Genomic DNA, 16,315 nt, shown 5'->3' on the forward strand with positions numbered 1-16,315 from the left:
CGACCTCCGCACCCGCAGCCATCGCGGGATCCCTCCCCGACCTGACGCTCCCCCTGCTCGGACTCCCGAAGACGGGCCTCGACGAGGCCGTGGACACGGCGCCCATCCCGATCGGATCCGTGGAACTCGGCCGGTGGATCACAGACCCGACGATCACCCCGATCGAGGTTCTCACGGACCCGGTCGCCCAGTACATCCCGCCGAAGCCGCAGCCCGCGGATCCCAGCATCCCCGGGCCAGGAGATCCCGGGTCCGGCACCGGGGGGACGCCGGGCCTCGACCCCGGCGTCACCACCCCGACGGATGTCGCGGCCTACGTCGCCCCGATGATCACCGGACGGACCGCCCCGGGCAACGCCGTCGCGATCGAGTTCGCCGCCCAGCGGTACACGGTCGATGTCGCGCCCGATGGATCCTGGACCTTCGACACCCGCCCGCTGGCATTCGATCCCGGGACCTACGACTACTCCGTCTGGGCCTTCACCCCCACCGAGCAGTCCCTCGCGACCACGGGGACCCTCACCCTGCAGGCACCGACCGTGCAGGGGTTCGAGCAGCTCGACGGGCCGATGCTCCTCGATGAGGCGCGCACCACCGGACTCGTCGTCTCGATCACCGGACCGGCCAACGGCACCGTCTGGGTCTCGACCCCCACGACCGATGCGACCGTCACTCTGGACGACACCGGTCACGCGATCCGGCGGATCAGGATGCTCGCCGACGGGTGGTACCCGTTCGGCTTCTCGGTCATCGATGCCGACTGGTACTCCGGACCGGGCACCGTCGCCACCGTCGACGTCCTCGACCCCAGCCGGGGCCCGGACTGGCCGCGCGGCGGCGGCGGCGTGTTCGAGATCGTCGATCCCTGAGCCTCCCCGAGGGATCCTGCCGTGCGGGAGGTGCGGATCAGCCCGCGCCGGGCGGGGTGCGCTTCGAGTCGGCGAGCTCGTCGACCACGAGGGAGCGCTCGTCGATCGTGCCGTTGCGGTAGGCCTGGCGGCCGACAATGTGCGCGGACAGCGGGGCGGTCGCGAACTGCATGAGCACGATGGGCGCGACGAGCAGCAGCCCCAGCGCGACGCCGATCACGGACCGCTGCGAGAGCGCGATCGCCAGGCAGATCAGCAGCAGCCCGAGGACCTGCGGCTTGGTGGCGGCATGCAGCCGATTCGGCACATCGCGCAGGCGCAGCAGGCCGATCGCGGCGATGAGGCACAGCAGCGCGCCGATCAGCACGAGCACCCAGACCGCGGTGTCGACGACGACATCGGGGATCCTCAGCTCGAAGACGTTCATCGCTCTCCCCCGTCCCTGCGGGCGCGGCGGGCGAAGGCCCGGTTCCTGGTGACGGCGTTCATGACGGGGTGTTGTCCCTCCGCGCGACGTAGCGGGCGACCGAGATGGATCCGAACACGCCGACCGCGGCGACGACGATCAGCACCGGCAGCGTGCGGGTGTGGTGGTTGATCGCCATGTCGGCGCCGAGCACGCACATGACCTCGGTGAGGAGCACATCGGCGGCCACTGCCCGGTCCAGGATCGATGGCCCGATGACGATGCGGATCACGGCCAGCACGGCGGCGACCGCGAACACGATCATGATGACGAGCAGCAGCGGGTTCATCGGCGACCCTCCTCGGATCCCTTCGACGGGCCGGATCCCTGTGCCGGGCCGGATCCCTTCGGCCGGTGCGGCTTCGGCGAGCTCCCGGCCACCGTACCCCCGAGGCGGTCCTCCTCGGCGCGTTCGTCGGCACGCAGCCGCGCCGCCTGCGCGGGCGAGCCGAGTGCGCGCACGATGCGGCGCTCCCAGCGGAGCACCCCGGCACGCTGACGCTCCACGTCCTCGAGCGAGCGCACGCCGATCACGTGCAGGTACAGGGTGCGGGTGTCGCGCTCTGCCTCGACCACGAGGGACCCGGGGATGAGCGACGACGTCACCGCGACGTGCGTCATGACGAGATCGTCGGCGTAGCGCAGCGGCACGGCGATGATCGCGGCTCCTGGTGCGCGCCGGGGGTTCAGCACCTGCACGGCGACGCTGAGCGAGCCGTGCACGACGGCCGCCAGGAACTGCACCACCAGCAGTGCCGCCCACCACAGGTTGATCCGCCCGGAGAGCTCGATCGTGGGCAGCCGGAACACGCGCGTCACGAACAGCGCCACCGCGATGCCGGTCACGGCAGAGAGCACCGTGAACTGGCCCCAGAGCAGCATCCACAGCACCACGAGCCAGAGCAGGAACGGCAGCTGCAGGCCGATCTCGCGCCAGAGTCCGCGCCTCACCTCGGTGCTCATGATGAGGCCTCGTCCCCGTCGAGCATGTCGAGGTGCACCGGCTGCAGCAGGTTCGCGCCGATCCGCTCGCAGAGTCCGTAGATCGGGCCCGCGAACACCGTCAGCGCGAGGGTGACGGCGACCATGCCGCCGGTCGCGAAGGTCATGATGGTCGGGATCCGGCGCCGCTCCTGCTGCTCGTCATCGGCCGCCGGCGCGCTGCCGAGATGAGCGATGCGCTCGTTCTCCTGCTCCTCCGGCGTCTCGTCCTTGTCGCGCCAGAACGCGAGGTTCCACGCGCGCATGAGGGCGTAGAGCGTGAGCAGGGAGGTGAGCACGCCTCCGACGATGAGCACCCAGATCAGGGGCGTCGCCACCTGCGCCGCCGCCTGGAACAGCGCGAACTTGCCGATGAAGCCCGAGAACGGCGGCAGTCCGCCGAGGTTGATCGCGGGCACGAAGTACAGCACGGCGATGAGCGGCGCGGCCTTCATGAGCCCGCGCACCTTGAGGATCGAGGTGCTGCCGGCCCGCCGCTCGACGAGCCCCACCGCGAGGAACAGGGTCGTCTGCACGATGATGTGGTGCACGATGTAGTACACCGTGGCGCCGATCGCGGCGGGCGTCGCGATCGCCAGGCCGAACACCATGTAGCCGACATGGCTCACCAGCGTGAACGACAGGATCCTCTTGAGCTCCGCCTGCGCGACCGCGCCGAGTATGCCGATCACCATCGTCGCGAGCGCCACGATCATGAGCACCGTGTTGATGCTCGACACGTTGAACAGCTGGGTCTCGGTGCGGATCAGCGCGTACACGCCGACCTTCGTCAGCAGGCCGGCGAACACCGCCGTGACCGGTGCGGGCGCCGTCGGATACGAGTCCGGCAGCCAGAACGACATCGGGAACACGGCCGCCTTGATGCCGAACGCGACCACGAGCATGAGGTGCAGCACGAGCTGCGTACTGGGCGGGATCTCGCCGATGCGCTCCGCGATCTGGGCCATGTTCACGGTGCCGAGAGCGGCGTAGATGAGCGCGATCGCGACGAGGAACAGCACTGAGGACACGAGCGAGACGACGATGTAGACCGCGCCGGTGCGGATGCGGGATTCTGTGCTCCCCAGCGTGATGAGCACGTAGGAGGCGACCAGCAGGATCTCGAAGCCGACGTAGAGGTTGAACAGATCGCCCGCGATGAAGGCGTTGAAGATGCCCGCGGCCAGGATCAGGTAGGACGGGTTGAAGATCGAGATCGGGGTCTCCTCGGCCCCATCCGCCGCGCCCTGGCCCACCGAGAAGAGCAGGACCGCGACGAGCACGATGCTCGACACGAGCACGAGCAGGGCGGCGAGCCGGTCGACGTACAGCACGATGCCGAACGGGGCGGGCCAGCCGCCCACCATCACAGCGATCGGCTTGGTCTGGTCCACCACCACGAGGAGGGTCGCGGCGATCACCGAGACCGCGGCGAGCGTGGCGACCGTGACGATGACCTGCACGCGGGTGTTGCGGCCGAACACGAGCGTGATCGCCGCGCCCAGCAAGGGGAGGGCGACGAGCAGGGGGACGAGGGCGTTCATCGCGGCTCCTCCCCCGGGTTGCGGTCGTCGTCTGTCTCGGTCGGGCGCGCTCCCCCGGAGTCGTCGACCGAGGCCGGCCGCGGATCCGGCCGGTCGACGGGGGCGTCGTCGACGAGGCCGTCCAGATCCTTCGCGTGCAGCACGCGGATCGGCGAGGTCGCGACGCCCACGAAGTCCGTCGTGGCGTCCTCGTCCTCGAGATCGACCTCGTCGTCCATGAGGTCTTCCTCGATCTCCGTGCGCTCGCGCAGGGCGATGTCCGTCTCGTCGTCCTCGACCGTGTCCGCCTTGCCCAACTGCCAGGAGCGGTAGATGAGCGCGAGCAGGAAGGCGGAGACGGCGAACGTGATCACGATCGCGGTGAGGGTGAGCGCCTGCGGCAGCGGATCGCTCACGTCGCCGTCGGTGCCGTAGAACGGCGCGCGTCCCGGCCGGCCCATCACGATGAGCAGCAGCAGGTTCACGGCGTTGCCGAGCAGCAGGAAGCCGATCAGCACGCGGGTCAGGCTGCGCTCGAGCATCGCGTACACGCCGCAGCCGAAGAGCACCGCCATGACGATGATCAGCACGAGGGAGACGTCCATCAGATGTCCACCCCCCGCGCGCGCATCTCGAGCGTCTGCCGGTCGACCTCGGCGCCGAGGCTGCGCAGCACGTCGAGCACGAGCCCGATCACGACGAGGTAGACGCCGATGTCGAAGAAGGTCGAACTGACGAACTCGATGTGTCCGACCACGGGGATCTCGGCCTCCCACACGGCGCTGGAGAGCGGCGCGAGGCCGAAGAACAGCGGCACCACGGCCGCCCCGACGGCGAGGATGAGCCCCGCCCCCAGCAGGCGCCCGGCGTCCGTGGGCGCGGCGGCGCCGAGCTCCCAGCGCCCGCCCGCGATGTAGCGCATGACCAGGGCCATACCCGCGACGAGACCGCCGGCGAAGCCGCCGCCCGGGGCGTTGTGGCCCGCGAAGAGCAGATAGATCGACACGACGATGATCGTGTGGAACAGGATCCGCACGATCACCTCGAGCAGGATCGAGCGGTTCTCGGGTTTGACGTTGCCTCCGCCGACGAGCCATGCGCGCGGGGCCGTGTCGCCGGCCGTCTGCACGCGCACGCCCTCGGTCGTCTCGACGAGAGGCCGGCGGCGCGCCGTGCGCGGGCCCTCCGGCAGCGCCCTCGTGGCGGAGAGCCGGTCGGCGCGATGCGTGACGAACACGAGCGAGGCGACGCCCGTGGCCGCGAGCACGAGCACGGACAGCTCCCCCATCGTGTCCCAGCCGCGCAGGTCGACCAGCGCCACGTTCACGACGTTCTTGCCGTGCCCCAGCTCGTAGGCCAGCTTCGGGAAGGCCGCGGAGATGGGATCCGCAACGCGGGATCCGGTGGCGACGATCGCCACGCACGCCATCATCACGCCCGCGGCGATGCCGAGGATCGCGCGCGGCACCCGGCCGACAGACGCGTTGTGCTCCCCCATCCGCGCCGGCAGCCGCCGGAGCACCAGGGCGAACGTGACGAGGGTCACGGTCTCGACGAGGATCTGCGTGAGCGCGAGGTCCGGAGCGCCGCTCGTGCCGAACAGCACGACCATGCCGAGACCCGTGACGGAGACCAGCACGACGCCGGTGTAGCGCTTCTGCGCCCGGATCGCGAGCAGGCCCGCGAAGATCATGATCGGCGCGACCACGAGCTGCACCGGGGTGTGCCAGGCGCTCAGCTGCGCGTTCGCGGGTCCGCCGGCGATGAGCGCGGTGGCCTCGGCGGCGATCACGACGACGAAGATCGTGCCGACGTAGACCGGCAGGGATCCGCGCTGCGTGAGCGACGTCGTGACCACGGAGAGCCGGTCGACGCTGCGCATCGCGAGGTAGTAGGCATCCTGGGCGGTGAACGGCAGCAGGCGCGGACGGCGGTCCCAGCCGAGGCGGCGCGTGAGCGGGAACAGGGCGAGGCCGAGCAGCACCGCCCCGAGCGACAGGAACAGGGCGGGGGCGAGCCCGTGCCAGAGCGCGAGGTGTCCGGGATCCAGGGCCGACCCGTCGTAGCCGGGCGCCTTCGCGTCGTCCGCGTAGCCGTAGAGCACCACGGTGACGGCCGAGGCGAGCGGGCCGAGGACGAGCGTGGCGAAGGCGAGGATCACCGGCGACACCAGGAAGCCGAAGGGCGGCGAGGGCCATTCCGTGTCGGGCATATATGCGCCCGCCGCATCCTTCTTCCGCCAGAAGGCGCCCCAGAGGAACCTCGCGCCGTATGCCGCGGTGAGAATGGATCCGAGGATCACGCCCGCGAGGGCGACGATCCCCCAGGGGGATCCGCGCTGGGACTCGTCGAAGAGAGCCGCGAGCGTGGACTCCTTCGCCGCGAATCCGATCGTCGGGGGGATCCCCATCATGGATCCGACCGCGAGGAATCCGGAGATCGCGAGCAGCGGGGCCTGACGCCCGACGCCGCTGATCTCGTTGACGTCACGGGTGGAGAGCTGGCGGTCGATGACGCCGACGATGAGGAACAGCGACGACTTGAACAGCGCGTGGCTGATCACGAGCGCGAGCCCCGCGAGCATCGCATCCGAGGTGCCGTAGCCCAGCACGACGGTGAAGAAGCCGAGCTGGCTCACGGTGCCGAACGCGAGGATGCGCTTGAGGTCGGTCTCGCGCAGCGCCTGCACGCCGCCGAGCAGCATCGTGAACACGCCCAGCGTGATCGTGATCGGACGCCACGGCCCCGAGAGGGCGAAGACGGGGGCGAACCGCGCGATGAGGTAGATGCCCGCCTTCACCATGGCCGCGGCGTGCAGGTAGGCGCTCACGGGCGTCGGCGCCGCCATGGCGCCGGGCAGCCAGAAGTGGAACGGGAAGATCGCGGACTTGCTGAGCGCACCGACCAGCAGCAGCACGATCGCGGCGTCGACCAACGGCCCCGTCGGCGCGAGCTCCAGGATCCGCGACATGCTCGAAGTGCCGGCATCGACGGCCAGGAAGACCACGCCGATGAACATCGCCAGTCCGCCGAGCGTGGTCACCAGCAGCGCCTGCAGCGCCGCACGACGGCTCGCGCCGCGGCGGTGATAGTGCCCGATCAGCAGGTAGGAGAGGATGCTGGTCAGCTCCCAGAACATGACCAGCAGGACGAGATCGTCGGTGGTCACCAGGCCGTACATCGCGCCGGCGAAGGCCAGCAGCACCGCGGCGAACTGCCCGATGCCTTCCTTCGACCCGCGGAAGTACCACCGGCAGTAGAGCAGCACGAGCGCGCCGACACCGGTGACGATGAGGGCGAGCAGCCAGCTCAGCTCGTCGAGCCGGAAGGAGAGCGCAAGCCCGAGCTGCGGGATCCAGTCGATCGACTCCCGCGGAACGAGGGCGGGATCCTCGGATCCGGCCAGCACCTGCGGCGTGAGCACCACCAGGTGCACGAAGGCCGCCGCCGGGACGAGCGCCGCAACGGCGAACGCGCGTGCTCCGATCCAGGAGACCAGCAGCGGCAGCAGCAGAGACGCGAGGGCGAACACAGCGAGGAGTGTCAGCACGGCGGTCTCCTCTGGCTCGTCGGTCTCTGCGGGCTCAGCGCGTGAGCGTGCAGGTCGACACAGGCGGGCGGGTTCGGATCCAGTTTACGTGCCGGAACCGGCATCCACCGCCGCGAACGTCACGAAAGCGGCTGCCGGACGGGGGCCGGCCCCGTCGTCGTGCCCTCGCGGAAGGTGCACGTGAAGCGGATCGAGGCGGCCTGCTCCCCCGCCAGCATCCGTGCGACGGCGTCGCCCGCGGCGCGCCCCTTCTCGACCGCGGGCTGCACGGCGGTCGTGAGCACGTGCTCGCCCAGGCCGTCCACCGCGATGCCGTCGAAGCCCGCCACGCTGACGTCCTCCGGCACGCGCAGGCCCGCCTCCTCCGCGGCGCGGATCACACCGGCGGCGAGGAGGTCGCTCTGCGCGATGACCGCCGTGGGACGAGTCCGCGGATCCTCGAACAGCATGCGCCCCGCGATGAGGCCCTCGTCGATGAGGCTGCCGGCGGCGGACACGACACGCGCATCGGGGAACACGGACAGGGTGCCTTCCAGGCGTGCGCTCGTGACGGGGGTCGTGATGGACGCGATGCGCTCTGGCGTCGCGTCGCCGCGCACCTTCGCGCCGTCGAAGGGCAGCGTCACCACGGCGACGTCCCGGTGGCCGAGCGCGCGCACATGGTGCGCGATCTGCGCCGCGGCCTCGCCATTGTCGAGCTCCATCCGAGGCACGTCGTCACCGGCGTCCCCCTCGATCACGACGACGGGCAGACCCCGGCTCCGTACGGCCTGCAGGGTCTCGCGCATGCGTCCGCTGCAGCCGATCAGCACCGCGGCGTCGATGGGCGCCGTGGCGAGGGTCGGCGCGTCCGACCCCGCCTCGGGATCGTCCCGCAGCAGGAGCACGCCCGCACCGAGTTCGGCGAGGCCGTCGGTGAGGCCGTCCATGGTCGCGGTCTTGATCGGGTCCAGGAAGGCCGTCCGCAGATGCTCCTCGAGCGCGACGGCGACGATGCCGCTGCGCCCCCGCCGCAACGAGGCGGCACGAGGATCGGGGCCGGTGTAGCCGAGCCCGGCCGCGACGGCGAGCACCCTCTCCCTGGTGGCGTCCGCGACGGGCGCCTTCCCGCTGAACACGACCGATGCCGTGGAGGGGCTGACCCCCGCCGCGCGCGCCACATCTGCGATCGTGGCACGGCGCCGCACGGCCGAAGGGTCCGGATCCGAGCTCATGTCTCGACAATAACATCGTGGGGAACACACGGATCGAATCGATTCGATACACTGTGCGGATGGACACCGCCCTCACCCGCTCCCAGTTCGTGCGCTGGCGCGCAGCGATCTTCGCGATCTTCCTCGCCAGCGGTCTGTCCATCGCCACCTGGGCCTCGCGCGTGCCGGATATCAAGGCCGCGCTGCACATCGAGAACGGCCAGATGGGCCTCCTGCTGCTGGGCATGGGGGTTTCGTCGATCATCGGCATCTCGACGAGCCCTGCGGTGATGGCGCGCACCGGGGCGCGCCTCGGCATGCTCGTCACGATGCTGAGTTTCGCCGTCGGCGTGGGCCTCGTGGGCCTCGGCACCAACGTGCTCGGGTCCGTCCCCGTGGTGGTCGCGGGGCTCGTGCTGTTCGGCCTCGGCAACGGATCGCTCGACGTGATGATGAACGTCGAGGCGACCGCGATCGAGCAGCAGATGGGCAAGACGATCCTGCCCGTGTTCCACGCTTTCTTCAGCTTCGGCACGGTGATCGGCGCGGGGATCGGCGCGCTCCTGGTGCACCTCGGACTGAACGTCGCCGCGCACACCCTGCTCATCGCCGTGATCATCGCGGTGCTCGCGGTCGCCTGCTGGATCAATGTGCCGAACCGCGAGGCGACGCTCGACCCGCAGCCCGCGGAGAAGCCGCGCTGGCGCGAGCGCATGCACGTCGCGCTCGAGGCCTGGCGCGAGCCGCGCACCTACTTCCTCGGCATCGTGATGCTGGGCATGTCGTTCGCCGAGGGCGGCGCGAACGACTGGCTCGCGCTCGGCGTCTCGGAGGACCACCAGGCCGGCCCCGCCCTCGGTGCCGCAGCCCTGGCGACGTTCTCCGTCGCGATGACCGTCGTGCGGCTGTTCGGCGGCCCGCTCGTCGACCGCTTCGGCCGCGTCATCGTGCTGCGCGTGCTCGCGATCACGGCCGCCGCCGGCATCCTGCTGTTCATCCTCGCGCCGAGCACGCCGCTGGTGTTCGCCGGCGCGGCGCTGTGGGGGATCGGGGCCTCGCTCGGCTTCCCCCTGGGCATGTCCGCCGCCGCCGACGATCCGGCCAAGGCCGCCGCCCGGGTGAGCGCGGCCGCCACGATCGGCTACATCGCCTTCCTCGGCGGCCCGCCCGTCCTCGGCTTCATCAGCGACCACATCGGCCTGCTCAACACGCTCTACGTCCTCGTCGTGCTGGCGGCGCTCTCCGGCTTGTTCTCGGGGGCGGCCCGCCCGCTCCGGGAGGAGGAGAAGGTCAGCGCCGGCTGAGTAGCGCTGCGCGCACGGCGCACCGCGGCGATCAGCGCTGACGGACGATCGCAGCCGCGTGCGAGCGGCTGCGTGCGCCGAGCTTCGCGAGCACGTTGGACACGTGCGTCTTCACGGTGGTCACCGAGATGCCGAGGTGATCCGCGAGCTGCGCATTGGACCAGCCGCGAAGGATCCCGTCCAGCACGTCCTGCTCGCGGGCGGTGAATGCGCCGCCCACCGGGGCCGCGCCGGGGGCGGCGACCTGCTCCCGGTCGGATCCGGCGCCGGCGCGCGCTGCGGCGAGCGCACGACGGGTCACCCTCGGATCGAGCACGCCTCCTCCTGCGGCGACCGCGCGGATCGCCTCGACGAGCGTCGCCGCGTCGGCGGTCTTCAGCAGAAAGCCTGCGGCACCGGCCAGGATCGCCCCGTCCACGAGGTCGTCCTCGTCGAAGCTCGTGAGCACAAGGACGTCGGCCAGAGCTTCGTCCACGATCTCCCTGGTGGCCGAGATCCCGTCACGGCCGGGCATCCTGAGGTCCATCAGCACGACGTCGGGACGCAGCGCTCTGGCGTTCCGCACCGCCACCTCGCCATCCGAGGCCTCGCCGACCACGTCGATCCCATGCGCCTCGAGCATGATCCGCAGCGCGCTGCGGATCGCCCCGTGATCGTCGGCGAGGAGCACCCGCGGCGCCGGCCCGGTCACGGCGCCGCTCCTCGGGGCAGCTCGGCGCGCACCGACCAGCCGTCGCCCTCCGGGCCGGCGGAGAACTCGCCGCCCAGGGCGCGCACGCACTCGGCGAGCACCGCGAGACCCGTGCCGGATCCGGCGAGCGCCGGGCCGGACGCGCCCCTGCCGCCGTGGGAGTCGATCCGGATCAGAAGCCGATCCGCCCCGTTCGAGAGCCGCACCCGCACCTCGGCGCCGACCGCGTGACGCGCCCCGTTGGCCAGGGCCTCGCGCACGACACGGGCCGCCGTCTGGTCGACGAGCGCGGGGAGCGTGCCGGCCCGACCGCCGGTCGTCCGCTCATCGGCGATGCGCACGGTGAGTCCTGCCCGCTCCGCCGCGCGCACGAGCTCAGGGACGTCGGCCAGCCTCGGCGCCGGGGCAGGGGCGTCGCCGCCGTCGCGCAGCACCGCGATCATCGAGCGCAGCGCCGCATGGGCGTCGAGGCTCGCATCGCGCACGGCGCGCAGCGCCGCACGATCCCGCGTCTGGTCCGGGGGAGTGGACAGTGCCGCCTCCGACCGGATCGCCATCGCCGACACGTGTCCTGCGACGAGGTCGTGCAGTTCCCTCGCCATGGTCTCTCGTTCATCGCGCACGGCTTCCCGCGCCGCGTCCGTCGCCCTCCTCCGCTCGAGCGCGGCGACCTCCTCCGCCCGGCCGACGGCGACCGCCCACCAGTAGTCGGTGCCGAGGAGGGTGGCGATCTGCAGCGTCACGAGCATCGCGACCCGGACGTCGGAGGTGCGCAGCAGAGCGAAGACGAGGAATCCGCCGGCCACGAGCACGAGCGCCACCGCGACTCCGCGGCGCGCGCGGGCCGTGGCCCGGTGGACGGCGTGCCAGAGCACGTCCAGCAGCACGACGAGGGATCCGAGACCGCCCACGGTCGCCGCGTCTCCGGCGAACAGCGCCGCCACCACCGGGAGTGCGAGCAGGGGAGGGATCCGGTCCCGGAGCGCGATGAGGACGCAGCCGGGCAGCGCGAACGCGAGCGCCCACCACGGCGAGATCGGGGAGGGCGTGACCCGGAAGAGATCCCAGAGCCCGGCGAAGCCGAAGGCGGACGCGGCCACGCTGAGCAGCGCGGTGCCCACGGCGTCGACGATCGGTCTGGGTATCACGTCGAGCACCCGGGGGAGGAGCGAAGGAGGACGCGGCACGGCGACGCGATCGAGCGTGCGCGGGCTGTCCATCGCCCTATCGAACCACGCGATGCTCCGCGGACGTATCGGTCGAAAGGAGGAACGGCGCCCGCGGCACTCCGTCCTTCGCCCGATCCGCGACGGTCCGGTGGACGGGAGCCTGGGAGCATGGACCTCTCACCGGAAGCGCCGCTCGCGCTCACCCTCGCCGTCCTCGCACTCCTCGACGGGCTGAGCGTGGGCACCCTGCTCATCCCGGTCTTCCTGCTGCTGCCTGCCGGTCGTGTGAGGGTGAAGCGGATCCTCCTCTACCTGGGCACCATCACCCTCTTCTATCTTCTGGTCGGGCTGCTGTTCCTCTGGGGTCTCGTGAACGTCGTCGACGTCGCCGCCGACTTCTTCTCGTCCGAACCCGGGCGGATCCTGCGCTTCGTGATCGGAGCGGCCCTCCTCGTGGGCTCCTTCCTCATCCCCAGCGCGAAGAAGAAGGAGGCCGCGCTGGTCGGCGGCGGCTCGCCGGACACGGTGCGGGAGGCCGCAGGTCCGCTCGCTCCCGGCGTTCCCGATGCGGCGGAGCCCGTCCAGGGCCGGATCGCACGCTGGCGCGACCGGCTCCTCGACCCGACGACTCCGCCGCTCGTCGTGGTCGGCCTCGCGATCGCCGCGGGCCTGGTCGAGGTCGCGACGATGCTGCCGTACATCGTCGCGATGACGATGCTCGCGGATGCCGGCATCGGCATCCCGCTCCGCGTCGCCGCGCTCGCGGGCTACTGCCTGCTCATGATCGCGCCCGCGCTCCTGCTGCTCCTCCTGCGCGTGCTCGCCGCCCGGGCCGTCGAGGGGCCGCTGCGCCGCCTCGGCGCCTGGCTCAGCCGTACTGGCGCGGAGAACACGGCGTGGATCGTCGGGATCGTCGGATTCCTCATCGCTCGGGGGGCCGCCGCCGAGCTCGGCCTCTTCTCCGGCATCGGCACCCTCTTCGGAACCGGCGGGAGCTGAGCCGCGGCCCGGCGGGCTAGGCTCTTCGGGTGCGTCTCGTCATCGCCCGCTGCGCCGTGGACTACTCCGGCCGGCTCAACGCCCACCTGCCCCTCGCCACGCGTCTGCTCGTGCACAAGGGGGACGGCAGCCTGCTCGTGCACTCCGACGGCGGCAGCTACAAGCCGCTGAACTGGATGAGCCCGCCCTGCCGCCTCGAACCCGAGGAGCCGGGGGAGGAGGAGGCATCCGCGGGCGTCACCGAGGTGTGGCGGGTCACGCATCAGAAGACCGGCGACGCGCTGCGCGTGCAGATCTACGAGATCCTGCACGACTCGGCCCACGAGCTGGGGATCGACCCCGGCCTGCAGAAGGACGGCGTCGAGGCGGATCTGCAGCGCCTGCTCGCCGAGCAGGTGGAGCGGATCTCCGAGGGCGCGACCCTGGTGCGCCGCGAGTATCCGACCGCGATCGGGCCGGTGGACCTCATGGTGCGCGACGCGGACGGCGCCGCGATCGCCGTCGAGATCAAGCGTCGCGGCGACATCGACGGCGTGGAGCAGCTCACCCGCTATCTCGAGCTGCTCGGCCGGGATCCGCATCTCGCCCCTGTACAGGGCGTGTTCGCCGCCCAGGAGATCAAGCCCCAGGCGCGCGTGCTCGCCGAGGACAGGGGGATCCGCTGCCTCGTCCTCGACTACGAGGACATGAAGGGCATCGAGTCCGGCATCCCGCGGCTGTTCTGAACCCTTATCTCCGAGAGGCATGAACATGGCCGCATCCCCCTACACCTGCGTCCTCTGGGACGTCGACGGCACGATCGCCGACGCCTCGGCGGGGATCCTGCCGCGCCTCGTCGAGGTGTACGCCGCGTTCGGCCTGCCGGAGCCCGCGCAGAGCGAGCTGTCCCGCTGGATCGGCCCGCCGATGTTCGAGTCGTTCCGCGACCTGGCCGGCCTGTCCGAGGAGGACGCGCACCTCGCAGTGCGGAAGTACCGGGAACTGGCCATGCGCGACGGCTACGCCGCGAGTGTGCGGATCTATCGCGGCGTGGCCGAGGCCCTGCAGACGGTCAAGGCGGCGGGCATCCCGCAGGCCACCGCGAGCTCGAAGCCCGAGAACCAGGTGCTCGCGATCCTCGAGCACTACGGCCTGATCGACGACTTCGTCATCGTCGCCGGAGCGCTGCCCGACGCCTCCGGCCTGCACGACGGCAAGGAGGCGGTCCTCCGCCGCGCCCTGCACCGGCTCACCGAGGCGGGCGTCGACGTCAGCCGCCCCGTCCTGATCGGCGACCGCCTGCACGACATCGAGGGCGCGGCTCCCCTGGGCGTGCCCGTGATCTTCGTCACCTGGGGCTTCGGCGAGCCTGGGGAGTCCGCCGGCGCCATCGCCGAGGTCGCGACCCCCGACGAGCTGCTGCGGATCCTGCTGCCGCACGGCTGACCCAGGCCCCGAGGCCGCCGAGCCGCCCGCGAGAAACCACTTCCGACACGAGGCACCACGTCTGACGCGGCGTCTCGTGCAGGATCTGGTTTCTCGCACCGAGCGGCCGAGCCGCCCGCGCAAAAGAGAGACTCCCCCGGTGCCGAGGCACCGGGGGAGTCAGAAGTCCGTGTCGCTCAGAGCGGACGGATGTTCTCGGCCTGCAGGCCCTTGGGGCCCTGCGCCACATCGAACTCGACGCGCTGGTTCTCGTCGAGCGAGCGGTAGCCGGAGGATGCAATGGCGGAGTAGTGCGCGAACACGTCAGCTCCACCGTCGTCGGGGGAGATGAAGCCGAAGCCCTTCTCCGAGTTGAACCACTTAACCGTGCCCTGAGTCATGTACTGCCTTCTTGCTTGGGCTTACGCCGGCGCAGTCGCGTCGACGATGCTAACGCTATCCGAGTCGACCCGCATAGCAACACCCCGGATCACAAGGTGACGAAAATGTTGCAACCGGCGTCACAGGAGAGATCCACATCCCGAGCGTGCGGAGGGCCTGAGGCCACTGTACGCGTGCCCGGGGGAATTAGGCGGGTCCCCACCGCGGGGGGAGCGATGGGGACCCAGGACGACCGGAGGGTGCGTCTGAAATCAGCATAACCCATGTTCGGGGGTTCTGTCCCCCAAAAGGGGGACAAAATCTGACCGCGGCGGTATCATCTCAATAGATCGCAATACCGGGGGAGGAAGCGGCCCCCTCGGGGGATCCATTGGGGACTGGATGCGCCGAGGGGGCCATTGCACGCACTAGCCGCCGGTCTCTGGGGAAGACCTTCCGCCACGCTGGGGACGTTGGGCGGGAGCAGCCGTCTTCACGTGCGCGCGGTCCACACTAGGCGAGTGCGCGCACCCCTGTCCAGGGAACACGAGCGCACCGATCGGAAAACGCTCTCAATCGGTCAGAGAGCGCCATTCTTCCGCGAGAAGCCCGTAGTTCATGCCATCCATCCACTCTCCGCTGCGGTGCAGCGCGGTGCGGCGGCTGTGCTCCTCGCGCCGCATGCCGAGGCGCTCCATCATCCGCCAGGACGGCTCGTTCGCCGCGAAGCAGCCGGCGCTGATGCGGCGCAGCCCGAGCTCGGTGAAGCAGGCGGCCATCACCGCGCGCACCGCCTCGGTCGCGTATCCGCGGCCCTGCTGCGCGGGATCCATGGCCCAGCCGAGCTCCGCCTGCACGCCCGCGGCCTGCGGGCGCACCTCCGTCTGCGCCCACGCGTCCTCGACGCGCAGCATGATGTCGCCGATCACGCCGACGCCGGGAAGCTCCACGAGCAGGGTGAGCGCGAGCCGCTCCGGATCCGTGAAGTGCGCGCGGAACGCCTCGGCATCGTCGGGAGCCGTGCTCAGCCACTGGCGCACCTCGTCGTGGCGGCGGTAGCGCCACACCGCATCGGAGTCGGCCGACGTGCTGGCGCGCACGATGAGCCGCTCCGTGCGCAGCGGGAGGGCGATCCGGTCGAATGCGGGGGAGGTCATGCCTCCAGGCTAGAGTCCGGATCCGACATCCGGGCGCCGCGCACCTGGACGAGTCCGTCCAGGGCCTGCAGCAGGCGGGCGGCGCCGGGCCGATCCGGCGTGGTGCGCGTGTGGACCAGCACGTTCATCGCGGCGAGCACGAGGGACACCGCGCGCACGGCCTCGTCGTGATCGGCGGCACGGCGCTCGGCGAGCTCGATGAGCTGCTCCCGCACGGACCCCATCCACTGCGAGAACGCGGGCAGCAGCTCGGGCCGCCGGATGAGCAGCTGCTTGATGCGGTGGCGGTCCATGCCCTCGTCCATCGAGGAGCCGACCACTTCGCAGAGCGCGGGCACGAGCTCGCCGCGGGCGCGCAGGAATCGCTCCACCACCTCGCCGCCGGCGCCGGACTCCGGCAGCTTCAGGGCGGCGGCGGCCTTGGACGGGAAGTAGTTGAAGAAGGTGCGCGGCGAGACGTCGACGGCCTCGCAGATCTGCTCGATCGTGGTGCCGTCCAGCCCCTGCTCCTCGACCAGGCGCAGAGCGGCCTCGTGCAGAGCCTGCCGGGTCTGCTGCTTCTTGCGCTCTCGCCGGCCCTCGCCGGCGGTGTTCGCGATGCTCATCTTCTTCTCCTCGTACGCGAAGC

16 protein-coding genes and 1 pseudogene are annotated in these 16,315 nt (G+C 71.0%); 5 read left to right on the forward strand and 12 right to left on the reverse strand.

Annotated features, from left to right (window positions below):
- Positions 1–869: pseudogene (locus tag CQ044_RS19615) on the forward strand (hypothetical protein); the annotation flags it as partial.
- Between the two features lie 37 nt (positions 870–906).
- On the opposite strand, the gene mnhG reads toward CQ044_RS19615, so the two are convergent.
- From mnhG to CQ044_RS13810, 7 genes are all read right to left on the reverse strand, one after another.
- Positions 907–1,296 carry a monovalent cation/H(+) antiporter subunit G gene (mnhG, locus tag CQ044_RS13780; protein ID WP_105689000.1) on the reverse strand — a complete coding sequence of 130 codons (390 nt, stop codon included), beginning with the start codon at positions 1,294–1,296 and terminating at the stop codon, positions 907–909.
- A 58-nt stretch (positions 1,297–1,354) separates the two neighbouring features.
- Positions 1,355–1,624 (reverse strand): monovalent cation/H+ antiporter complex subunit F, encoded by a 270-nt coding sequence (locus CQ044_RS13785; protein WP_045271280.1) that lies wholly within the window; start codon positions 1,622–1,624, stop codon positions 1,355–1,357.
- Complete coding sequence (locus tag CQ044_RS13790; protein WP_105689001.1) at positions 1,621–2,298, reverse strand: Na+/H+ antiporter subunit E; 678 nt, start codon at positions 2,296–2,298, stop codon at positions 1,621–1,623. The genes CQ044_RS13785 and CQ044_RS13790 overlap by 4 nt, the downstream gene beginning before the upstream one ends.
- Complete coding sequence (locus tag CQ044_RS13795; protein ID WP_045271281.1) at positions 2,295–3,860, reverse strand: Na+/H+ antiporter subunit D; 1,566 nt, start codon at positions 3,858–3,860, stop codon at positions 2,295–2,297. Before CQ044_RS13795 ends, CQ044_RS13790 begins: the two co-directional genes overlap by 4 nt.
- Positions 3,857–4,444: a Na(+)/H(+) antiporter subunit C gene (locus tag CQ044_RS13800; RefSeq protein ID WP_105689002.1), complete on the reverse strand. Its 588-nt coding sequence runs from the start codon at positions 4,442–4,444 to the stop codon at positions 3,857–3,859. The genes CQ044_RS13795 and CQ044_RS13800 overlap by 4 nt, the downstream gene beginning before the upstream one ends.
- Positions 4,444–7,389, reverse strand: a complete 2,946-nt coding sequence (locus tag CQ044_RS13805; protein ID WP_105689003.1) for a Na+/H+ antiporter subunit A — start codon at positions 7,387–7,389, stop codon at positions 4,444–4,446. The genes CQ044_RS13800 and CQ044_RS13805 overlap by 1 nt, the downstream gene beginning before the upstream one ends.
- Positions 7,390–7,508: 119 nt before the next feature.
- Positions 7,509–8,603 carry a LacI family DNA-binding transcriptional regulator gene (locus CQ044_RS13810; RefSeq protein ID WP_105689004.1) on the reverse strand — a complete coding sequence of 365 codons (1,095 nt, stop codon included), beginning with the start codon at positions 8,601–8,603 and terminating at the stop codon, positions 7,509–7,511.
- 59 nt (positions 8,604–8,662) lie between these two features.
- Here CQ044_RS13810 and CQ044_RS13815 point away from each other — a divergent pair, with 59 nt between their 5' ends.
- A complete protein-coding gene (locus CQ044_RS13815; RefSeq protein ID WP_105689005.1) occupies positions 8,663–9,886 on the forward strand; it encodes an MFS transporter in 1,224 nt (407 codons plus the stop codon).
- A 31-nt stretch (positions 9,887–9,917) separates the two neighbouring features.
- Here CQ044_RS13815 and CQ044_RS13820 read toward each other — a convergent pair whose 3' ends face one another.
- Together CQ044_RS13820 and CQ044_RS13825 are read right to left on the reverse strand one after the other, a co-directional pair.
- A complete protein-coding gene (locus tag CQ044_RS13820; RefSeq protein WP_258133318.1) occupies positions 9,918–10,577 on the reverse strand; it encodes a response regulator transcription factor in 660 nt (219 codons plus the stop codon).
- Positions 10,574–11,797, reverse strand: a complete 1,224-nt coding sequence (locus tag CQ044_RS13825) for a sensor histidine kinase (protein ID WP_105689006.1) — start codon at positions 11,795–11,797, stop codon at positions 10,574–10,576. The genes CQ044_RS13820 and CQ044_RS13825 overlap by 4 nt, the downstream gene beginning before the upstream one ends.
- Before the next feature lie 117 nt (positions 11,798–11,914).
- Between CQ044_RS13825 and CQ044_RS13830 the strand changes: the two genes are divergently transcribed.
- From CQ044_RS13830 to CQ044_RS13840, 3 genes are read left to right on the forward strand one after another with little or no spacing between them, the layout of a single operon-like run.
- Positions 11,915–12,745, forward strand: coding sequence for a GAP family protein (locus CQ044_RS13830; protein ID WP_105689007.1), 831 nt, complete (start codon positions 11,915–11,917; stop codon positions 12,743–12,745).
- 29 nt (positions 12,746–12,774) lie between these two features.
- A complete protein-coding gene (gene nucS, locus CQ044_RS13835; RefSeq protein ID WP_105689008.1) occupies positions 12,775–13,470 on the forward strand; it encodes an endonuclease NucS in 696 nt (231 codons plus the stop codon).
- Positions 13,471–13,495: 25 nt separating this feature from the next.
- Entirely contained in the window at positions 13,496–14,170 is a 675-nt protein-coding gene (locus tag CQ044_RS13840) for an HAD hydrolase-like protein (protein ID WP_105689064.1), read from the forward strand.
- Between the two features lie 176 nt (positions 14,171–14,346).
- Here the strand turns inward: CQ044_RS13840 and CQ044_RS13845 are convergent, their stop codons facing one another.
- From CQ044_RS13845 to CQ044_RS13855, 3 genes are all read right to left on the reverse strand, one after another.
- The gene (locus tag CQ044_RS13845; RefSeq protein ID WP_045250254.1) at positions 14,347–14,550 is read right to left on the reverse strand and encodes a cold-shock protein; all 204 of its coding nucleotides are present in this window, start codon (positions 14,548–14,550) and stop codon (positions 14,347–14,349) included.
- Between the two features lie 552 nt (positions 14,551–15,102).
- A complete protein-coding gene (locus CQ044_RS13850; RefSeq protein ID WP_105689009.1) occupies positions 15,103–15,687 on the reverse strand; it encodes a GNAT family N-acetyltransferase in 585 nt (194 codons plus the stop codon).
- Positions 15,684–16,292: a TetR/AcrR family transcriptional regulator gene (locus CQ044_RS13855; protein ID WP_105689010.1), complete on the reverse strand. Its 609-nt coding sequence runs from the start codon at positions 16,290–16,292 to the stop codon at positions 15,684–15,686. Before CQ044_RS13855 ends, CQ044_RS13850 begins: the two co-directional genes overlap by 4 nt.
- Between the last annotated feature and the right edge of the window lie 23 nt (positions 16,293–16,315).

The sequence above is a fragment of the Microbacterium sp. MYb64 genome, from assembly GCF_002979495.1.
In the GTDB taxonomy this organism is placed as follows: Bacteria; Actinomycetota; Actinomycetes; order Actinomycetales; family Microbacteriaceae; genus Microbacterium; species Microbacterium azadirachtae_A.

What these genes read in the sequence shown, in the direction of transcription:
- CQ044_RS13790 (WP_105689001.1), bottom strand. Translation starts at nt 2,298, where the DNA reads ATGAGCACCGAGGTGAGGCGCGGACTCTGGCGCGAGATCGGCCTGCAG.
- CQ044_RS13855 (WP_105689010.1), bottom strand. Translation starts at nt 16,292, where the DNA reads ATGAGCATCGCGAACACCGCCGGCGAGGGCCGGCGAGAGCGCAAGAAG.
- CQ044_RS13785 (WP_045271280.1), bottom strand. Translation starts at nt 1,624, where the DNA reads ATGAACCCGCTGCTGCTCGTCATCATGATCGTGTTCGCGGTCGCCGCC.
- CQ044_RS13810 (WP_105689004.1), bottom strand. Translation starts at nt 8,603, where the DNA reads ATGAGCTCGGATCCGGACCCTTCGGCCGTGCGGCGCCGTGCCACGATC.
- mnhG (WP_105689000.1), bottom strand. Translation starts at nt 1,296, where the DNA reads ATGAACGTCTTCGAGCTGAGGATCCCCGATGTCGTCGTCGACACCGCG.
- CQ044_RS13850 (WP_105689009.1), bottom strand. Translation starts at nt 15,687, where the DNA reads ATGACCTCCCCCGCATTCGACCGGATCGCCCTCCCGCTGCGCACGGAG.
- CQ044_RS13830 (WP_105689007.1), top strand. Translation starts at nt 11,915, where the DNA reads ATGGACCTCTCACCGGAAGCGCCGCTCGCGCTCACCCTCGCCGTCCTC.
- CQ044_RS13845 (WP_045250254.1), bottom strand. Translation starts at nt 14,550, where the DNA reads ATGACTCAGGGCACGGTTAAGTGGTTCAACTCGGAGAAGGGCTTCGGC.
- CQ044_RS13815 (WP_105689005.1), top strand. Translation starts at nt 8,663, where the DNA reads ATGGACACCGCCCTCACCCGCTCCCAGTTCGTGCGCTGGCGCGCAGCG.
- CQ044_RS13795 (WP_045271281.1), bottom strand. Translation starts at nt 3,860, where the DNA reads ATGAACGCCCTCGTCCCCCTGCTCGTCGCCCTCCCCTTGCTGGGCGCG.
- CQ044_RS13800 (WP_105689002.1), bottom strand. Translation starts at nt 4,444, where the DNA reads ATGGACGTCTCCCTCGTGCTGATCATCGTCATGGCGGTGCTCTTCGGC.
- CQ044_RS13825 (WP_105689006.1), bottom strand. Translation starts at nt 11,797, where the DNA reads ATGGACAGCCCGCGCACGCTCGATCGCGTCGCCGTGCCGCGTCCTCCT.
- CQ044_RS13840 (WP_105689064.1), top strand. Translation starts at nt 13,496, where the DNA reads ATGGCCGCATCCCCCTACACCTGCGTCCTCTGGGACGTCGACGGCACG.